The organism is Sphingobacterium sp. IITKGP-BTPF85, assembly GCF_001006065.1.
Classification (GTDB): Bacteria; Bacteroidota; Bacteroidia; order Sphingobacteriales; family Sphingobacteriaceae; genus Sphingobacterium; species Sphingobacterium anhuiense.
Genome location: NZ_ASZT02000114.1, coordinates 1 through 17,413 on the forward strand (window position 1 = coordinate 1; position 17,413 = coordinate 17,413).

Sequence of the window (17,413 nt, forward strand, 5' to 3'; positions counted from 1 at the left end):
TTTTTCACAAATTAAATAAGATACATTATGCAGGTAAAAATGAAGTTTCTGGACCGGTATCTTACTCTTTGGATCTTCCTTGCCATGGGATTGGGTGTACTTATAGGCAATTTATTCCCCGGTATTTCTGATGTAATGGATAAGATGTCGGTTGGAGCCACAAATATTCCATTGGCTGTTGGATTAATCATCATGATGTATCCTCCACTGGCTAAAGTAAACTACAATTTATTGCCTCTAGCATTCAAAGATAAAAAGTGCTTAGCTTATCACTTGTCCTGAATTGGTTTGTCGGACCTATCCTAATGTTTATTCTGGCCGTTATCTTTTTAAGGGATGAGCCAGACTATATGGTAGGGTTAATTCTTATTGGACTTGCACGCTGTATCGCTATGGTGATCGTATGGAACGACTTAGCAAAAGGAAATAGAGAATATGCAGCACTTCTGATTGCTTTAAACAGTATTTTTCAAATACTGTTTTATAGTTTATTTGTATGGTTGTTTATCAACGTTTTACCTTCTTATTTTGGTTTTGCACAATATGCGATTTCGATAGAAATGAGCGAGGTCATAAAAAGTGTCCTCATCTATTTAGGGATTCCTTTTTTAGCAGGATTTTTAAGCCATAAGTATCTCTCAAAAATAAAAGGTGAAAATTGGTATAATCACAAATTTATACCATTTATCTCCCCATTCACTTTATATGCATTATTATTTACAATTGTATTGATGTTTAGCTTAAAAGGGGAACAGATAGTACTGTTACCTATGCAGGTGCTTAAAGTCGCAGTACCGTTGGTCATTTATTTTGTCTTGATGTTCTTTATCAGTTTCTTCATGAATAAATCTATGAATGTAGATTATGATAAGAATGCGGCTATTTCATTTACAGCTACTGGAAATAATTTTGAGCTTGCTATTGCAGTTGCCATTGCAGTATTCGGTATACATTCTCCGCAAGCATTTGTGGGTGTTATAGGTCCATTGATTGAGGTACCAGTATTAATACTATTAGTTCGCGCCAGTCTTTGGCTGAAAAAGAAATACTATAGTTAAAATTTTACGCTGATTAGGGGTTTTCAAAATTGATAACCCCTAATTTTTAAAATAATATTTGTTTTTAGCTAGGGATAGGGGTCTCTTTGAAGACCTAATTAAGGGTTGTTACATTTCCGCAAAAGTTACATGATACATCCCCCTTAATAAACTAAAAATTTTTAAAGTATTATAGATAACGTAAATTGTAGATTATTAATCATTTAAATTAAGTAAAAATGAAAAGCTATGATGTAATAATAATAGGTGGGGGACAAAGTGCCTTAGCCTGTGGGTACTTTTTACGACGTACAGATCTCAATTACATCCTTCTCGATGACCAAGGACAGCCAGGTGGTGCATGGCGCCATGCTTGGGAGTCATTAACTCTGTTTTCTCCTTCACAGTTCAGTTCGTTACCAGGCTGGTTAATGCCAGACTCTGCAGAAAGATTCCCTTCAAGATCCGAAACCATAGAGTACTTGGATGCATATGAAAAAAAATATCAGATACCGGTAAAAAGGTCTATAAAAGTTATAGCAGTAAATAAAATAGACAAAGGTTTTAACTTACAGACATCAGATGGCGAGTATAATGCCAAGGTTGTGGTTTCCGCAACAGGAACCTGGTCAGCTCCCTTTGTTCCAATAGTAGAAGGTCAGAAATCATTTAAGGGTATTCAAATTCATTCTAGTGTTTACAAAAAACCTGATATTTTTAAAGATAAAAAAGTATTAATAATAGGTGGTGGTAATTCTGGAGCACAATTGCTTGCTGAAATATCCAAAATAGCACAAACCGAATGGTCTACACTTGAAAATCCTACTTTTCTTCCTGATGATGTAGACGGTCGTGTTTTATTTGATACTGCAACCTTAATGTATAATGCACAAAAAGAAGGAAAACCAATTGACCCAAACTTATATAATCTATCCAGTATTGTCATGGTACCATCAGTCGTCGAAGCAAGAAAAAGAAATGTTCTAAATAGCAAAGGTCGTATAAATTCTATTTCTACTACAGGTGTACAATGGGAATCAGGAGAAACAGAAAAATTTGATGCTATAGTTTGGTGTACCGGTTTTAAGTATGCAACTCAACATCTCGCAAACTTAGGTATAACTGATCCCAACGGCCGAATTGAAACTACCGGTTCTAAAGCAAATGCAGTTTCCGGACTTTGGTTAGTTGGATATGGAAATTGGACAGGTTTTGCATCTGCTACACTAATAGGAGTTGGAAGATCAGCAAAGAGTACAATAAACGAAATCAAAGAATACTTGAACGATAAAGAGTAATCAATATGGCAATTTCACTCTTTATACCCCTTACTAAAATAAAACATCATTAAAAAAGAATAATAGACACTCACTAATTTAAAACGAGCATGATCAAAAAAATTCAATTATTCCTGTTATTAACATTTATAACCAGTGCTTTAAATGCACAAATTTTAAAACCCGTAAAATGGACTTTTGCATCAAAGAAATTAAACGATAAAGAAGCTGTTATATTTATGAAAGCGACTATAGATAAAGGTTGGCATCTTTATTCTCAGAATATGGGCGACGGCGGCCCAATTCCCACAAAATTCACTTTCACTCCATCAAAAACTCATAGTATCAGTGGAAAGACAATTGAACCAAAATCAAAATCTAGCTATGAAAAAGTATTCAGTATGAATGTTAGCTATTTTGATAACGAAGTCGTTTTCCAGCAACGTATAAAACTCACCAATGGCACTATAAATGTCAAAGGGACAGTAGAATTTATGGTCTGTGACAATATACAATGTACACCACCTACAGAGGTAGATTTCGCTATTCAAGTGAAATAAAAAGTGGAAATAAGGCATTCGTTGTTCCTCCTTCAGCAAAGAATGACGCCAATCCAAAGAGGCACTATATGATTCAGCCAAAGATTAAAAAGGCATCATATAGAGCCTCTTTGCTTCGGGTGCTAACGCAGATTGTCATCATCCTTGCAGTTCAGTCATCCTCCTCATAGTCGATTACTCTGTCTGTCACAGCGCATCACACCTGGCTCATTACATTCCGCAAGCTCCATCTCCATTCACCAGTTGCTCAGCACTGCTTCATCCACCATCGCCTCGAATTTGGCTCGCCTGCGAATCGCTCGGGCTGCGGTTGCCATAGGCAGGCCCAAAATGTTGCACAACCCCATATATACCTAGGCACCCTTGTGTAGGCGAGCTTTCGGCTGTCACCATTTTTGAAAACCCAATACACACCCTCAACACAATTCCACTTCCATAATCCACCACAATCAAAAATACCGCCAGCCAAGCTCACCTACATATGCTGTCCCCCAGTGCTGCGCACCTCTCGGTCCACCACCCTCGCTCAACTCGCAGACGGCGAGCAAGTGCATGCAGCCTGGCGCAACCCGCTACGCTCATTGCACAAGGCCGCAACGACAATGTAAATCTAAACTCGAACGGAAATTAACAACCCTTGCGGTACATGGCCAGCCCTCCTTCGTCGTACCATCCATGCACCTCAGTCCTGCAAGCAAGAGGTATATCACCTACGGCTCATACCACTTGCGAAAAAAGGCGAGACTGCAAATAAGAAAGTTAAAAAAAGGACGTAAAATTAATTGGAGTGGGCTAAGCAGCAAGATCAAGCCCCGGTTTTAAGGAAAATCTCCATCCGCCTACGGCAGGATAGTATTTTCCTCAAAAAACTTGCTTTATTAGCCCACCCCAATTGAAAGCACTACTTTCTTTTTTTCTTTTTTCTTTTGAGAGCAATTTGATACCTTTCAAAAAACTACTTCAATGAAACTAAAAGTCATCTATAAAATAACGTATCCTAATGGGAAAATATACATCGGAAAAGATCTGACGAATACCTTAAACTACTTCGGAAGTGCCAATAGCGAACTTATAGCAAATGACTTCACCAGGGAACAACAAAAAGATTTCTCAATTAGAAAGGAAGTAATCTGGGAATCATTTACGGATAACATTTCAGATGTAAATATAATGGAGGTATCATCAATAAGGGAATACAAATCCAATAATCCAACTATCGGATATAATAAGTGGCCAAAATTCAAAAAATTATAAACATGTATCTTTTATAGTCTATCATATGAACACGAAAACATAGAAAACTCTCACAGGCATACAAATACAAGCCAGTATTTTAACTATCACCCAAATCAGAGACAATTAAAAGCATAGAAACTATTATGTATATTCGAAAGCATAAAAAACTGATAACATGAAATATATATTACTTTTAATTCTCACAGTAAACATCTCAATATCAAACGCTCAAAAACTTTATGTTTGGTGTCCAGAACATGTAGAAGCACCTGTAAGAAATGATATTTTGCGTTCTGACACGGTAACTATAGCGTTCTTTGACGCAAGAATCTTAAACAAAAAGTCAAAAATAGAGTGCAATAGTGAAATACTAACTGATAAAATTTTTGAACAGATTAAACAGGTGTATCCAAATATTTTCTTTATAAAAGACAATTCCCTTTATAGATCAAAAGATTCAATAAATACAATACTGAAAATAGGCATTTCAGCTTATCACGCTGGGTTTGGTACAGATATATCAGTAGGTATTGGGATGGTAGGTGGTAGCCTTTCTACAATGATATTACCAAAAGGCATGTGGAATGCTTCAACCACTTTCTATACAGAAATAACTGATCGTAAGAAATCAAATAAAGAAACTATTTCAAACATTGGTAGTCAAGACAATATTTGGGGATATAAATCAGCGAGAAAAGCCCTTAATGAATCTTACAATAAATCTTTGCAACAGTTACTATTTTTTATAGATCAAAACATATAAAGATTTCCTAAAATAAAAAAGCTCGACATAATGCCGAGCTTTTAATTTGAATAAAGCCACCACAACTCTATTTTTTTCTTTTGATCAGTGATCCAAGTACTAAAGATACGCAAAAACTAACGATCGCACCAATGGTAGCCAGCAAAATTGTTCTCAATACATCACCCATTATCAATGCAGGGTAAATACCCATCAATAAACCGCCAACAGTACCATGACCAACTGCAGATCTATTCATCATCCCTCCCCTCAGCTCCTTTATCGACCTTTTTATCATCGACAGTAATCTGACTGATAGCCGATATAACACCACCCGCAACAGTCAAATAACCACCAATACTGATAAGTGCTGCCGGTAATGCAATGGGAGCTGTTAAAATAGCCCCACCTATAGTCGCAACAATAATCCCTACACTTCGCAACAACTTAAAAAATTTCGGTGTAGGTGCCTGAGCCCTCTCCAATACATTCATCATTCCCCCTTTTTTAATACTTCCAACAAAACCTGTTCACCTTTATCAATCGAAGCATAAACTATATCCCTCAATTTGTTAAAAGCAGCTACTGACTGAACACCTCTCCCTATTCCAGAAATCTGACTGACCGGCGCTATACATCCTCTCAATTCAATCCTCGCATCATTTGCTGGATGAAACAAAATCTCACTGCGTCCATAAACATCCTTCACCAACACATGCCACTTAAACTTTTTGCTATATCGCTTGCCCAGTACGTAAATCCCTTCTGGAATACAAGAATTATTGCGGACATTATCTAACCAAGGCAACTCAATAGCATAACACACAAATTCACCTCCGATCCAAATCTCACCATTAGTGCCCTGACTATGATAATTCCGTAATAAGCCCACTACCATTACACTCCAGTATCTATTGCTACCAAGTTCAATGCATTATATGCACCATTATTCAAAGAATAGAATGTACCATTAACCTGCTGAAGAAACTCAATTCCAAACACCAAAAACAATGGCTTAGTAGAATCTAGTAATCCAAGGTCATTAGTCAACATCGTCAAAGCAGTACTTGAATTGTCATAGGGCAATTCAGGCGAACTAGATTGAGCCAAAACAAACCTCTCATTCTCAAAATCGACTTCAACACCTGCAGAAATAAATCGAAAATGTGTCGTGCCCCCTGGCGCAACAATTTGATTGCTCGGGTTAAAGCTCGGAATATTGATACTCATAACTCCGTCCAATCTATCAATGATGAAAGAAGCGGGTGCATATACCGTTGCAGACAGGCTGGCATTTCCATTGAAATCAAATCCCTGCAAAAGAATCAACTCTCCATCCAGCACATTACGTTGACCACGATCACTAACTGCATCCGCTTTGATCACCGTCATCATCTTCTTCACCAAACGCGAAATCATACGCGAATCTTGCGTCTTGTTCAAAACTGGACGGATTGCTGTACAAAGCGACTTACTGGCCTTACCAGCTCTTCCAAACTCTGCCGCATTCTCTCTGGTACGCTGAAATTTTGGGTCGTTTAAAAAGCGGTCCTTATCCACCCCGCCCTTCTGTCTGGCTAAATAGCCATCCTTGCTTTTGTAAAAAGTAATATCCCCGATAGTACCTTTTAGCTTAATAATACCTGATTGTCTTGCCATCTCACTTAATTTTAAAATTCACCTCCGCCGCAGCTATTCAGTGACTGATAAGACAAAACTTAAAAAAACTTGGGCATAATAAAAGACACACCATACCAAATGGCACTAGTAGACAATCATTTACCTCAATAGACCATAAAGAATTTGTAAATTGCAACAAGAAATAGCCACCAATACAAACCACAAGTTGTTACCAACTTGGTAAGATTAAATAATAGTCAGCTGCTCCTGGTCTACAACTACCCAGAAGCATAGATAAAGGGTATATAAAGTATTGGTTTATGAAAAGAATTTGTATTTATCCAAAAGACATCGCCAGGATAACTGGGAAAAGTTACCGACAAAGCCTACGTATCTATAACAATATTAAACAGATTAATGGAAAAGAAACTTATCAACTAATCACCATAGATGAATTATGCAAATATCTCGGATTAGATTATAATACTGTGTGCAATGAATTGTAAAATATTTAAGAAGTCCCTTAACAATAACCTGACTAAAAACAAAACAATAACCTACTCAAAAACATAAACTTAGCAAACCATATTTACTACATCCAATGCCATATTAACATGTTTATTTCGTATATTTGTTTAGCAATAAGACATAGGGAATTTAGGAAAATGCCTTAGCGAGACCAAATCGAGACCTTGCAAAAGCACGACTTATAAAAGATATTAAATCAGCGAGTTACAGGAAAGGTTCGAATCTCTCCGGCTCCACAAATAAAACCGCACTCAGTTTAACTGAATGCGGTTTTATTATTTTATGAGAAATTATAGCAAAAAAATGTACGACGTCGGGATCTAAACAAATTGATTAATGAGAATGCTTACGAAGTAATCTCATACCCAGCATAATAGAACCACATATACATAAGTTGTACGAATTTATTATCTTTATTAAATGCAAACCGAATTTGAAAAACTTCTAATTGACTCCTTACTGCAGGGCAAAACACAGCCTGAAATTGCTCGCGAACTCAAAGAAAAGGGGCATAACCCTTACAGTTTATCATCAATTGAAAAAACACTAAATGATCTTAAGCGTAAGCATAATGCACATACCTTATTTCAATTAGGCGCAATCATTACCCTAAAAAGGTATATAAATAAAAAGAGTAGGTATTAGCCTACTCTTTTATAATTTGATGCCTCTAATTCAATAAGACGTTCAATACCTTTTCTTGTAATATCATAGCATTCATAAGGACTTTGCCCAATTTCAGGCTTAAAACTTCTAATAAAACCAGTCCTTTCTAAGATTGCCAATTCATCTTGAAAAGATTCATTTACCATCAAGGGCTGAAGATCTTTGTCTTCTTTTACCAACTGTAATATTTTAACTGCTAACTGTCTCATATTTTTAGAATATTGGGAAAGCTGAATTACTTTTATCTAAATATACCAGTTTGCCCGTTCAAAAACAACAGTTTTAAAGTACTGTAAATCAAAAATAACATTTTAATAATCCATAAATTACAATCCGTTAATATCTAAAAAAGATTTCTTTAAAACTTTGTATCACGCCTAACTTTATTAAATGACACAGTTCCTATCAGTTGCTTATGTAACACTTGAACCATTGAAGAAGTACTAAACAAAAGAGATCTTTAGTGGCAATGATGTAATCATAAAAAAATGGTGTTGAAATATGGGAAACTATTCGAGTTTCCCATATTTCAACACTTTAACAAACAATAATAAATACCCTGTTAGATATTAATAAATTACATTTTTTATACTCCACAAGTGTAAACTAAAAAGCGGACAAGACTAGCTGTCCACTTATTATCAGTATAAAACAATAGTAATCTGCTTCGATACTTATTCGCACGCAGTTCGGGAAAGCTTCGGGAAATATCAACTGTGCCTCTACTGTTCCTATTCTGTTTGTATACTGTGCTCTACAAAACAAGTAGAGGCACAGTATAGGCAAGGTGGAAAAACAGTAGAGGCTTTCCGAAGAAAGGGCGAAATAGACCCGAATAAAGGCTGAATGTGCATCGTCCTATTATAACTATATAGATTTATAAATTATTATTGATATTATGATCCACGTTGTTTTATGAATTCCGCTTCTGCTACACATAATTTATTTTTATTTTTGCAACGTTGCTTTTCTGGAATTTCTGCAGTTTTCCGGAGTATTTTCCTACCTGTTTTGGCGTTAGAAAATCTATGCTGCATATGTCAACTACGCAATTAAATAGAAATTTTAATTCAATTCAATAATTGATACCCCATTAAATAGATAACTTAATTATTTCCTTTCGGTAAATCGTGTAAATGCATGCTACATAATAGCCCCGGCTCAAAAAAGAAAAGCTCAACTTTTGTTGAGCTTTTCTTTTTTGAGAGAAATTAAACCTTAAACAAGGTTGAAATAATCGCCGTATCGGTAATTAATCTGAATAACTATTGCTTTTTTCTTTTATATTCCCTGAAATACAAAAGGCTTAGCATCTAAAAATTTGTCTGATGTTTCTCCTGCATAAATTTGATTTTTATCCAATGCCAGTTTTTTTATTTTTCCATTCTTGCTAAAATCCAATTTTTTCAAATCTACCCAGATCGCATTCGGACTTAGTGCATCTTCAAAATAGTAAAACAGATTCTTTTGGTCTGAAACTGTTCTCCATCTAGTTGTTGATAAATTAGGAAAACCCTCAGTAGAAATACCGTAAGGTACGGAACATTGCCTAATGACACTAAACGCACTCGCTACAGCAATTCTGGTATCATCTGTTTGCGGGACAGCTTTAATATAATATGACGCTCTTACATAGCGATCCGCAGCACGGTTTGTTCCAGGAAGAAATATACTTCCAGGAATACCTTTCCAATATTCATTTATCGCAAGTTGTTCTTCAAAAATCGGATCATTAGTCATTACAGTGTAAGCAGGATCGTGGTGTATGACTAATTTTCCGTTAATGTATTCAAGAATGGCATTGTCCCCACTTGCATCTGACATAGAAAGATGGACAGTAGTAAACTTATCTGTTCCTGGGATAAAGTCTGTAACAACAACAAATTCTTCTTTCTTAAAATGTTCGACAGCTTCAGCTACTGTCGCGAAGTTATCTAGGGCATATTGCGCCCATAGTGAAACAGCCAAGCCATTTTTCCCGGCAATATCTTTGGAAAATTCGGGATATTTAGAGCTTACTAGCCAAAGCATATTAGCAACCAGCCCCTTTTCATTCATCCCATCCGATATTGCAATGTCCCAAGAACTAGTCGTCATGCTCCCATATTTTGAAGTCCATTTAATCGTATTCTTTCCAGTACTTCCATCGCGCTCGATTCCTCTTGGGAATAGCCATAAGTTAGAAGGAATAGGAATGGAAAAATCCATACTTCGCGCTGTAATAATTGTGCTGTTTGGACCTTTATAAACCACTCTTGTACAAGCTTCTGCTTCTACTGATGAGGCGATTAAAGTTGCGGTTAAAATCAAAGCGCTTCCAATTTGTTTAATAAATGTTTTCATGACTACTAATTTTATTAAGATAAAAATGTTTAGTTCTTAGACTACAAAAGAAAAATAGATATGACACCTTCGTCATATATAATGACTCATTACTGCAATTTAAAAATATTTTTTCGAATAAAAAGAAATTACATATAAATTAAAAAAAATATCCTATAACAGTTGTTTTAAATCTACTTTATATTTGATAAAAATTAAATATCCGGTAGCAACTATCGTTCAATGTTACGTAAAATGCTTATTTAAGTAAAACGAAGTAACTGACCTTGCGAAGGTCTTTTATTAAAACTAACACATATAAATAAAAAGGAATCTCTATTTTAACAAAAATGAAGCTTTGTTTCAAATTTTACAGATATTTACGACATTAAGGACCTATTCGTACCTTAAATTGAATAAAACTTATTACAGAAAGAATTACAAATACAATTTAAACCGAAATTTCAAAATATGAAAAAGTATTTATTGCTTTTGTTTACTGTCCTATCATTTGCAAACGTGATGGCGCAAAAGAACACAGATGTTTCCTTTCAATTACAGGGAATAGTCAACATACCAACTTATGATTCTACCAACCGAATGATTTATTTGACTTATCAAAGTAAAGGACAGGCAGTATTAGACAGTACAGTTATTAAAAACAACAAATTTCATTTTAAAAGTACTGCCGATGTAGATGTTCGTGCCACATTACAATTTACAAAGCCCAATACCTCACCCAATGCTTTAGCAGATCCTAATTCCTTATACTTATATCTTTCACAAAGCATCGTAAATATTAATGCAAAAGGCTACCTAAGAAAGGCAATAATTACAGGTTCAACCACCAACGATGATTATATGGTTTTCAAAAAACCTTATCTAAAGATAGACACTGCTTTAAGATTATTAGGATGGGAGAAGAGAAGAGTAAAACCAGAAGATACGAATCAAAGTAAAATTGTTGATGCAAAAATTGACAGTGTAAAAAACAGCAAGCTTGCAAAGCTTTCAGAGTTTTTATCAACACATATTACCAAACCATATGCGGCTGAAGCGTTGCAGATGTATGTAAGCACTGATGGTTCTGCTTTTGACCTCGATAAAGCACAGCTATTTTTCGATCAGCTACCTAAGAAACAAAAAATAGCTGTATTAGGTAAGGATATTACAGCCAGCTTAATAAAACTAAAACAAAAAATCGTAACCATCAATATTTTAAAGAATGTTGATTTTTTGATGGCTATGCCCAAACTGTTACCAATTCTGTTCCTAGAGGTGTAACCCGCATCACTAATTCCGAATACCTATACCAGTTAAATCCGAGCGAAATAAAGCAAATTGGCAATAACCTTAAGATTAAAGTTACAATTAAAGCGGGCTGCGATAATTACGATAGAATTGGCCGAGTGACTTTAGTTGTTATGCCAAAGGTGAGAAATTTGACAAGGAAAAGGGTGAACGGTTTGAAATACTACGTATTATGACACCGTTCATGTACCGAAGTCGTCATCCAGACCATATACCTTACGAAGCTCAAATAGATCAGATGATCAGTACGATAAAACAAACCGATAAAGAAATGTATCTCGTAACAGAAGTATTTGGAACTACCGGAGCAGGCCAAAGAGAAGTAATCGGATGCGATGGTTCATTATTAACGTTCAACGTATCTGTTGATTTAATAAGCGACAAAAAAACAACCTTATCTTCGGAAAAAGCAATTTCCCTGTTAAGCTACTACAGTTTAGATGGAAAGGACAAAACAGCTGGAAAAAATAGTAAAGAGGTAGAATTTGAATTACCTGAAGACACCAAGACGACTGTTCTTTATCTTATTTCATCTGGTCATGGTGCAGCTGAAGGTGGAGAAGAATACAATTGGAGACAGCACATTATTGATTTGGATGCTAAAGAATATATACGTATAGATATGAACCAGGACTGTACACCTTACGAAATCTATAATACGCAACCAAATGGTATATATTTCGGAAACATCAGTAAAGAACGTCGTTCTTGGTGCCCAGGAGGACCAGTTCCTACTCGTGTTATCAATTTAGGACCACTAAAAAAGGCAAGCATAGCATAAAGATAGCTATACCAGATGCCGAATTTGAGAAAACAGAAAGTAAATATTTAGTATCTGCTTATTTGATAACCCAATAATATCAATAATAAGCAATACTGCTATACAAAGTCTGTCTCTCAAGATAAGAGACAGACTTTGTACTTAAATAGTAATATTACTTCCGCACTTTCAACAGCTTCTACCTGTTTAAATTCTCATTATAATTATAAAAAATTATTCTACCGCTTTCTATCTCTTAGCAGTAATATATGTGACAATAGTGCTATAGGAACAATAATTGTTGGCAGTAATGCATAAGGAAAACAAAGAACGGCAACATTGGGCTGATCAAAACTAAATTGCTGTATCGGTACCGGGGAGGAAAATATCCCTATAAGGACAATGGAAATCAGCGAAACAATACCAGCATAATTCCACAGTGCAAATATCCAATTATTCAAGATAGATTTCCTGAATAAGGAAATAACCAGAAACACAACACTGAATATCCCTATTATAATATCAAAATTAAAACCTTTAAAAGTCATAATCTGAGGAATTAATTTTTCGAGATATAACTGATAAAGATAATACTCAATGACGATCCTAAGCGACTGAATTATCAATAATAACGTGACGTTTACCCGAGCGCTCTTCACTTTCCGATATATAGCAACATTCAACAAAATGCTACCGATTAAAGCCATTATAAATAATGGTGGATAAGCCCTAAAAATACCTAAAAAAGACAGGCCACCAATGATCGTTGTCAAGATCCCATTCAGGATCAACATCGGCCTATTTCGCCCAATTGCAAAATAAAAAATAACAATGAAAAGAAACGCCAGTCCTAAAAAAAGAAAACCGAACATATTTTATGATAATTTCTATATTTTAAATTATTACTATAAATTTAGTGATACCTTTTTAATAATTCTACTGCTTCAGAATAACGAAATTAAATAAATCTAAAAAAACTTATCAAATACTGCTTAAGACATTCAATAATGAATAAAAAATGCATGTTTTTGATTAAATAGTACATTCTTCTAAAAATATCACGTGTTAAATTTGTTACTGGAATTTCTTGCCCTTAGGGAGCAAGTTGTAATCTTTGTACATAAATCATACTGATATGATCACCAAGTTTTGCAATTATCACACGCAATACTGAGATCTAAAAGTAAAGTAAAAATCTTTATTATACATTACACTAGTAATACCATCTTCAACATATAAAGCATCATTACCGTAAGTGTTGTTGAAGCTACATATGAAAAATAAATCTCCTGCTTTTGTTTGAAATTCTTCTCTTCAATACTTGACAGAATCTTAGGTTCATTAAAAGTTCCATATCTAATCCTAAGAAATAGGACGTAAACTATAGCCAATAGGAAAAACGTTCCGAATATAAATACTAATAGAACTGGAAAATTTGGCGCTCCTTTATAATTCCTTCCAAAGGTATCCACAAAAAATCATAGATCTGCGCATGGTGTTCTAAATCAGAAAATATCCAGAATAATAGAGGTGCTGTAATACTATGAAGTAAAATAAAAAAGAACCAATCAGATTTATCAAATTTTTGTCTTTCAAAAACTGGATGCGCTATCTTATTATTCTTATTTAAAGCTCCGAGGTTAGAAATTTGTTTTGAGGCAATTGGATAACACATAAAACTGATTATACCACTTAATATCCAGAGTAAAAATTGTCCAAAACTCGATTTAGAATCAAAATAGGTATTACCAATATATACCGCTGCAATCCAGATCATTAAAAAGATAAAAACAGATGGAATTGCTATCAATAACAATTTACCGATTTGGAGCTTGTTTTTTGTAGGATCCATGTTAATTAATTCCTTTATGTAGTCCGCTTAATATGTACTTAACAATAATAACCAAATTCAACAGTTCTCTTTTTATTTAATTTAAATTCGCCCTTCCTATCTGATATCCGTAGTACTTTCATTAAAACTGTTAACATTTTCCAACTTGCATTACAATCCGACTTTTTTCCAACCTCCATCTAATCTTTGTGCATCATCTACCATCCACTCATCATCATTTCGAACCAAGATAAAACGATACTGAAAATCAATATGGTCTTTGGTAAAAAGATAGATCTTATTTTTTGTTGACTGCTCACTATCCACAATCTTGTGCGTCGAATACGTATGGTTAAGTCCGTTGGAATAATATAAACCATCTGGTCGATAACCTTTACGAGTTTTATAAGTACAATGTTCCTGAAAAAGTAACTTACATCTTAAACTTGTTTCATTCGTAAAACCATGTATAGCGGCATATTTCTCCCATTCAGTCATCGCATTAAAAAATAGCAGTAGTTTTTGGGAAGCATCAGTAATATCTTGTGAATTAACCGATTTCTTTTTCTTGGCTAAGGTTCTTTGTTCTTGCTCAAACTGCTCTAGTTGCTCCTTACTAAATAGATCATTCGCAACAATCTCAATCTTTGGATTACCTGCAATTGACATTAAACCTTCAAATGTAACAGCTGTAGCATCAATTCTCAATATACTAAGTTTAGGCAACTGCGCAACAATCTTCAACGTTTCATCATTTAATTGGGTATGACAGGCCCAAACACAGTTCAACTTTTTATGTCCAATGAAATATTCAAAGCCTTGCCCAGATACATTCGCCTGCGTAATAAACAAGTAATTTAAATTTGGCAGTTCCGCTAAATATTCAAGCGAGCGATCTGTTATACGGGTATTTTCAAGCGTAACATTGACCAATTTGCTAAGTTTAGAAATTTCCAAAATATCGTCATCCTGAACAGGACAATTTATAAAGGAAATTCCTAAAAGTCCTTTAGACTGTGTGATCTGCTTAATATCATCTTTCGAAAGTATTCGATTTTTAAATTCGGCACTACCTTTTAATTTACTTAAATTCTCCATATCGAATCCAGGTTTTTGGACCTAATAAACTACTTAAAATAACCCTACCGCCATGTCGTTGCAATACTTTTTTTAACATCTTGATTTGGGAGTTCTCATTTTCACATCATATTATAGCTTAACAGCCTTCGTTGCAATAAAAGTGGGGAGATACTGATCTATTAAGAATCGTGGTCGAGGCTGCGAATCTTCTATAAAATCAGCAATCATAAATCCCGCTCGCAATTGTCCACCGATAAGATCCGCTAAAGTATGACCAAAAAGCAGTGCTTCCTGTCTCTCAATCTTTCTCTCAATATCGTTAGCATCCAAATCTTTCAGATCTGCATATGGCAACTTGAATTTGGGCCTAATTATACCGTCGGTAATTTCCTGGGGATTTCTATCCCCAATAAATACAACTGGATTAAAAAAACTAGCCAGTAAAAATCCACCTTTTTTTAGCACACGATAAGTCTCCTTCCATACTGGATTTACATCTTCGACGTAATGATTTGATATCGGATGAAAGACAATATCAAATGAGTGATCATCAAATATTCTCAGATCTTTCATATTTCCCTGAATCGTTTCCAGAGAAAGTCCATCTCGCTGTGCAACGATTGAATCTTGTCTCAGCTGTTCTTCTGAAAGATCAAAAACGACAACCTTGGCACCTGCTGCTGCCAATATGGGAGCCTGCTGCCCCCCAGCTGAAGCAAGACAAAGTATCTTTTTATCCCTAATATCACCTAACCATTGTTTAGGTAAAGGCTTTGGGGTAAGATGTACATCCCATATGCCTTGTTTAGCAGCATTAATTAAAGCTGAGTTTACAGGCTGAGACCATTCATTTTGATCCAATGCCTGTTTATTCCAAGCTGATTCATTATGCCTTAAAAAATCTATTTCCTCCTTTTTCATAAAGTTTAATCGATAAATCTCCTAAAATAGCATCAGCATGCTATACAATTCTTCTTTAATATTATTTACAGAATCTTAATGAAACAATATATGTACAAAAAAGGCATCCGATGGATGCCTTTTTTAACATTTCTAATCTTACTTACTTTTGGCAAAAATCTTCTTCCCCCCTGTCATAAGCAAAACTGCGGTCAAACCGGCAACTGCACCATAAGCTATTTGCTTCAATAATGAAGGAACCTGAGGTAAAAAATGATGCAAATAATCAATATTATGCTCAAAAATACCACCAGATACTAAGATCAATGCAATTGTTCCAACTACTGCTAATACTTTGATAACAACTGGTAAGGAATTTACCAATAAGTGCCCGAGCTTAGAGACAGCACCTTCATCATTAGATCTCTTGATCAGCTTATACCCTGCATCGTCCATACGTACAATCAATGCGACAATTCCATAAACACCAACAGTCGCAAATAAAGCAACTACCGCTACTGTTAAAATCTGAATGGTCAGACTCTCATTTAATACAGTTCCCAAAGCAATAATCACAATCTCTACAGATAAAATAAAATCCGTGGTAATCGCTGATTTCACTTTTATTTTCTCAGCTTCACTATTATTTTCTTCACTTTCCACAACCACTTCATGGCCTGTTTTCTGGCGATGAAAAGGTACTCTATAATTTTTTCAACCCCTTCGTAGGCTAAATAGATACCTCCGATGATTAAAATAAACTTGATGGCAATAGGAAAGAAAACATTCAATAACAGTGCAATCGGAACAATTATAATTTTATTAATAAATGAACCTTTTGTAATAGCCCATAGCACAGGAATTTCACGAGAAGATAGAAATCCTGTGGCTTTCTCAGCATTTACAGCCAAATCGTCGCCTAGAATTCCTGCGGTTTTACTTGCTGCTATCTTACTAGTAACCGCAACATCATCCATTAAAGCAGCAATATCATCCAATATTGCAAATATACCTGAAGCCATATGTATTAAATATTTAGTACGGCAAAATATAAAATGATTTTATATTTCCCATTTATTTTAAAATAAAAAGACATCTGGTATTACTAGATCTTATAATTTATTAATTGCTTTTTTTTACCAATTTACAGCATTATTTATCATGCCTTCATATCATGAACGATAGAAACATAAAAAATAAAATTCTCAATTTTGCTAAAAAAGATGATCGGGTCCGCGCAGTTTTATTGAATGGTTCGCGTGCAAATCCTAAAATTAAGCCCGATCAATACCAAGATTTTGATCTATTATTTATTGTCACCGATATCGAATCTTTTATTGCTGACAAAGATTGGACCTCTTTTATTGGTAAAGTCTTGATACAGCAACTTCCCGATCAGATGTTGTTAGGAAATGATCCTGATGTAGATCGGATAACTTTTGCTTACTTAATGATTTTTGAAGATGAAAATCGAGTCGATCTAACTTTATTCCCTATCGATAAGTTCCACTCACATTTCAAAAGTGATAGTTTAACGGAAGTT

20 protein-coding genes and 1 pseudogene are annotated in these 17,413 nt (G+C 34.9%); 9 read left to right on the top strand and 12 right to left on the bottom strand.

Translation table 11 applies throughout. The features are described 5' to 3' along the window. Positions 1-24 precede the first annotated feature (24 nt). The 5 genes and pseudogenes from arsB to L950_RS18515 all read left to right on the top strand — a co-directional run bounded on the left by arsB (position 25) and on the right by L950_RS18515 (position 4,873). Positions 25-1,058, top strand: a pseudogene (gene arsB, locus L950_RS18495) (ACR3 family arsenite efflux transporter). 218 nt (positions 1,059-1,276) lie between these two features. Next, complete coding sequence (locus L950_RS18500) at positions 1,277-2,335, top strand: ArsO family NAD(P)H-dependent flavin-containing monooxygenase (RefSeq protein WP_021190500.1); 1,059 nt, start codon at positions 1,277-1,279, stop codon at positions 2,333-2,335. A gap of 89 nt (positions 2,336-2,424) precedes the next feature. After that, positions 2,425-2,874 carry a protein-disulfide reductase DsbD domain-containing protein gene (locus L950_RS18505; protein ID WP_021190501.1) on the top strand — a complete coding sequence of 150 codons (450 nt, stop codon included), beginning with the start codon at positions 2,425-2,427 and terminating at the stop codon, positions 2,872-2,874. A 963-nt stretch (positions 2,875-3,837) separates the two neighbouring features. Then, positions 3,838-4,128 (top strand): hypothetical protein, encoded by a 291-nt coding sequence (locus tag L950_RS18510; protein WP_021190502.1) that lies wholly within the window; start codon positions 3,838-3,840, stop codon positions 4,126-4,128. Positions 4,129-4,285: 157 nt separating this feature from the next. Continuing rightward, positions 4,286-4,873, top strand: a complete 588-nt coding sequence (locus L950_RS18515; protein WP_021190503.1) for a hypothetical protein — start codon at positions 4,286-4,288, stop codon at positions 4,871-4,873. A gap of 67 nt (positions 4,874-4,940) precedes the next feature. Here the strand turns inward: L950_RS18515 and L950_RS28855 are convergent, their stop codons facing one another. The 4 genes from L950_RS28855 to L950_RS18530 are packed head-to-tail and all read right to left on the bottom strand — an operon-like array spanning position 4,941 to position 6,511. Then, the gene (locus tag L950_RS28855; protein ID WP_156169755.1) at positions 4,941-5,114 is read right to left on the bottom strand and encodes a hypothetical protein; all 174 of its coding nucleotides are present in this window, start codon (positions 5,112-5,114) and stop codon (positions 4,941-4,943) included. After that, positions 5,104-5,349 carry a hypothetical protein gene (locus L950_RS18520; protein WP_021190505.1) on the bottom strand — a complete coding sequence of 82 codons (246 nt, stop codon included), beginning with the start codon at positions 5,347-5,349 and terminating at the stop codon, positions 5,104-5,106. Before L950_RS18520 ends, L950_RS28855 begins: the two co-directional genes overlap by 11 nt. Continuing rightward, the gene (locus L950_RS18525; RefSeq protein WP_021190506.1) at positions 5,346-5,750 is read right to left on the bottom strand and encodes a DUF5675 family protein; all 405 of its coding nucleotides are present in this window, start codon (positions 5,748-5,750) and stop codon (positions 5,346-5,348) included. The genes L950_RS18520 and L950_RS18525 overlap by 4 nt, the downstream gene beginning before the upstream one ends. Then, the gene (locus L950_RS18530; protein WP_021190507.1) at positions 5,750-6,511 is read right to left on the bottom strand and encodes a hypothetical protein; all 762 of its coding nucleotides are present in this window, start codon (positions 6,509-6,511) and stop codon (positions 5,750-5,752) included. The genes L950_RS18525 and L950_RS18530 overlap by 1 nt, the downstream gene beginning before the upstream one ends. Before the next feature lie 909 nt (positions 6,512-7,420). On the opposite strand from L950_RS18530, the gene L950_RS18535 reads away from it, so the two are divergent. Continuing rightward, positions 7,421-7,645 (top strand): helix-turn-helix transcriptional regulator, encoded by a 225-nt coding sequence (locus tag L950_RS18535; RefSeq protein ID WP_021190508.1) that lies wholly within the window; start codon positions 7,421-7,423, stop codon positions 7,643-7,645. Here L950_RS18535 and L950_RS18540 read toward each other — a convergent pair. Both L950_RS18540 and L950_RS18545 read right to left on the bottom strand, forming a co-directional pair. Then, positions 7,642-7,875, bottom strand: a complete 234-nt coding sequence (locus L950_RS18540; RefSeq protein ID WP_021190509.1) for a hypothetical protein — start codon at positions 7,873-7,875, stop codon at positions 7,642-7,644. The genes L950_RS18535 and L950_RS18540 overlap by 4 nt on opposite strands. Before the next feature lie 1,072 nt (positions 7,876-8,947). Beyond that, positions 8,948-10,009 (bottom strand): linear amide C-N hydrolase, encoded by a 1,062-nt coding sequence (locus tag L950_RS18545; protein WP_021190511.1) that lies wholly within the window; start codon positions 10,007-10,009, stop codon positions 8,948-8,950. A gap of 450 nt (positions 10,010-10,459) precedes the next feature. Here L950_RS18545 and L950_RS18550 point away from each other — a divergent pair, with 450 nt between their 5' ends. After that, positions 10,460-11,272: a DUF4369 domain-containing protein gene (locus L950_RS18550; protein ID WP_021190512.1), complete on the top strand. Its 813-nt coding sequence runs from the start codon at positions 10,460-10,462 to the stop codon at positions 11,270-11,272. 199 nt (positions 11,273-11,471) lie between these two features. Continuing rightward, positions 11,472-12,080, top strand: a complete 609-nt coding sequence (locus L950_RS18555; protein WP_084825490.1) for a peptide-N-glycosidase F-related protein — start codon at positions 11,472-11,474, stop codon at positions 12,078-12,080. Between the two features lie 218 nt (positions 12,081-12,298). Here the strand turns inward: L950_RS18555 and L950_RS18560 are convergent, their stop codons facing one another. The 6 genes from L950_RS18560 to L950_RS35740 form a co-directional block, all read right to left on the bottom strand. Beyond that, entirely contained in the window at positions 12,299-12,931 is a 633-nt protein-coding gene (locus L950_RS18560; protein WP_021190514.1) for a hypothetical protein, read from the bottom strand. Between the two features lie 545 nt (positions 12,932-13,476). After that, complete coding sequence (locus L950_RS18570; protein WP_021190516.1) at positions 13,477-13,911, bottom strand: hypothetical protein; 435 nt, start codon at positions 13,909-13,911, stop codon at positions 13,477-13,479. Positions 13,912-14,061: 150 nt separating this feature from the next. Then, complete coding sequence (locus L950_RS18575) at positions 14,062-14,988, bottom strand: NTF2 fold immunity protein (RefSeq protein ID WP_021190517.1); 927 nt, start codon at positions 14,986-14,988, stop codon at positions 14,062-14,064. Positions 14,989-15,099: 111 nt separating this feature from the next. Further along, positions 15,100-15,891 carry a class I SAM-dependent methyltransferase gene (locus tag L950_RS18580; RefSeq protein ID WP_021190518.1) on the bottom strand — a complete coding sequence of 264 codons (792 nt, stop codon included), beginning with the start codon at positions 15,889-15,891 and terminating at the stop codon, positions 15,100-15,102. Positions 15,892-16,029: 138 nt separating this feature from the next. Next, a complete protein-coding gene (locus tag L950_RS35735; protein ID WP_262507132.1) occupies positions 16,030-16,533 on the bottom strand; it encodes a DUF808 domain-containing protein in 504 nt (167 codons plus the stop codon). Further along, positions 16,494-16,892, bottom strand: a complete 399-nt coding sequence (locus L950_RS35740; RefSeq protein ID WP_262507133.1) for a DUF808 family protein — start codon at positions 16,890-16,892, stop codon at positions 16,494-16,496. The genes L950_RS35735 and L950_RS35740 overlap by 40 nt, the downstream gene beginning before the upstream one ends. Before the next feature lie 152 nt (positions 16,893-17,044). On the opposite strand from L950_RS35740, the gene L950_RS18590 reads away from it, so the two are divergent. Then, the coding region (locus tag L950_RS18590) for an aminoglycoside 6-adenylyltransferase (protein WP_021190519.1) at positions 17,045-17,413 on the top strand (369 nt) is incomplete at its 3' end.